A 1,849-nucleotide genomic window follows, 5' to 3' on the forward strand; every position below is an offset into this window, starting at 1 on the left:
TCACGCCGGTCGCCAGTCCCCAGTCGAACGGAATGTCAGAGGCATTCGTCAAAACCCTGAAACGGGATTACGTGCGCATATCAGCTCTGCCAGACGCCGAAACGGCGCTCCGGCTCATCGACGGATGGATCGAAGACTACAACGAAATCCATCCCCATTCCGCACTCAAGATGGCTTCCCCTCGGCAGTTCATCAGGGCTAAATCAAACTAGCCGATCTGTCCGGTGAAATGGGGAGCACTCCAGTCGGGAAGCCGGCCTATTATGCACGTCAGGCGACGCGCAGTGCGAACGATCTTCCGACGAGTGACCCGAAGGGCCCCTTTTAATCCATAGCACCAGCAGGGTGACGATTGGCGGGACATATCCAGTAGCCAGAAAGAAGACCACGCCCCATGAAACCTCACCACGGGATGCGAGCGGACGCGTGCGCAACGCCTTGATTTGCCTGATGTTCCATATCCGAACGACAATTTCTATTTTGCGTTTTTCGGAACCATGCGACCGGCACGATGTTCCTAAAAGGCCTGCATTCAGGCTCCAACGAGGAACACGATCATGAGAAAAATTCTTCTAGCCGCCGCTCTTGTGAGCGCATCCGCCCTTGGCGCCTTCGCCCAGACGGCCACCACGCCGACAACCGATGGCGATACGCCGGCCGTCGCTACACCGGACAGCAAGAACGCGACCGCCCCTGTCGAGGGCGCGAACAGCTTCACCGAGGAGCAGGCGAAGGAACGTATTGCCGAGGCCGGCTACAGCGACATCACCGGCCTGACGCTGGACGACAAGGGCGTCTGGCAGGCCAAGGCGATGAAGGACGGCAAGGCCGTCGGCGTCGCCCTCGACTATCAAGGCAACATCGTCGCCAACTAATTCCACAATCAGGAGGTTCCCATGAAGACCGTCACAGGACTTTTCGACGACTATTCCGATGCAAGTGCTGCCGTCAGCGCGCTTGAGGCGCGCGGCGTGCCCTCGAGCGATATCAGCATCGTTTCCAACAATGCCGGCGACCGTCATGGCCGCGAAAGCAACGCCGCCGAAGGCGCCGGCGCCGGTGCGGGCATTGGCGCTGCGGTCGGCGGTGTCGGCGGCCTGCTGACCGGGCTCGGCGTCATGGCCATTCCGGGCGTCGGTCCGGTCGTCGCGGCCGGCTGGCTCGCTGCGACGGCCGCCGGTGCCGTCGCCGGCGCCGTGGCCGGTGGTGCGGCCGGCGGCCTCATCGGTGCGCTGACCGAATCCGGCGTTCCCGAAGACCGTGCGCATGTCTATGCGGAAGGTGTGCGCCGCGGCGGCACCCTCGTCACGGCGAAGGTCGACGACACTCTCGAGAGCGAGGCCGAAGCCATCCTTCGCAACGCCAACTGGGTCGATCCCGACCAGCGGCGCGCAGCCTATGCCGAAAGCGGCTGGAGCCGCTTCGACGACACGCTCGATCCGTATGGCCCGGCCGAAGTCGAACAGGAGCGCCTGCGCTACAGGCGTTGAACGTAAAAAGGGCCGGCAGATCGCCGGCCCCTTTTCACATAGAGCAAGATAAACGCTGCGCGTTTCCCAAACGCCAAAAGCCCTCTCTGATGAGAGGGCTTTTTGTTTTGTTTTGGTTGCGGGGGCAGGATTTGAACCTGCGGCCTTCAGGTTATGAGCCTGACGAGCTACCGGGCTGCTCCACCCCGCGTTACCCGGTTTTTGCCGTTAGGCAAAATACCGACCGATTTTTGCCGGAGGCAAAGATCGTATTTCCGGTCCGGTTTTTGCCGGAGGCAAAATACCGTTGTATTTCAGCAACCACACATCCGCTGCCTGGAAAGCATAAAGGCCGCTTGAAGCGGCCCTTTGGTTTCGGC

Annotated in this window: 3 protein-coding genes and 1 tRNA gene; 3 read left to right on the forward strand and 1 reads right to left on the reverse strand. The window is 61.3% G+C overall.

The window, feature by feature from the left end; translation table 11 throughout:
• The 3 genes from B5M41_RS26670 to B5M41_RS26680 form a co-directional block, all read left to right on the forward strand.
• Positions 1-212: integrase core domain-containing protein (locus B5M41_RS26670; protein WP_230640336.1), on the forward strand; the 212-nt coding region annotated here is incomplete at its 5' end.
• 345 nt (positions 213-557) lie between these two features.
• Positions 558-875 carry a PepSY domain-containing protein gene (locus B5M41_RS26675; RefSeq protein ID WP_134653397.1) on the forward strand — a complete coding sequence of 106 codons (318 nt, stop codon included), beginning with the start codon at positions 558-560 and terminating at the stop codon, positions 873-875.
• Between the two features lie 21 nt (positions 876-896).
• Positions 897-1,490: a hypothetical protein gene (locus tag B5M41_RS26680; protein WP_134653399.1), complete on the forward strand. Its 594-nt coding sequence runs from the start codon at positions 897-899 to the stop codon at positions 1,488-1,490.
• A gap of 113 nt (positions 1,491-1,603) precedes the next feature.
• Here the strand turns inward: B5M41_RS26680 and B5M41_RS26685 are convergent.
• A tRNA-Met gene (locus tag B5M41_RS26685) sits at positions 1,604-1,680 on the reverse strand.
• Positions 1,681-1,849: the final 169 nt, after the last annotated feature.

This window comes from Shinella sumterensis (assembly GCF_004514425.2).
Classification (GTDB): domain Bacteria; phylum Pseudomonadota; class Alphaproteobacteria; order Rhizobiales; family Rhizobiaceae; genus Shinella; species Shinella sumterensis.

What these genes read in the sequence shown, in the direction of transcription:
- B5M41_RS26680 (WP_134653399.1), top strand. Translation starts at nt 897, where the DNA reads ATGAAGACCGTCACAGGACTTTTCGACGACTATTCCGATGCAAGTGCT.
- B5M41_RS26675 (WP_134653397.1), top strand. Translation starts at nt 558, where the DNA reads ATGAGAAAAATTCTTCTAGCCGCCGCTCTTGTGAGCGCATCCGCCCTT.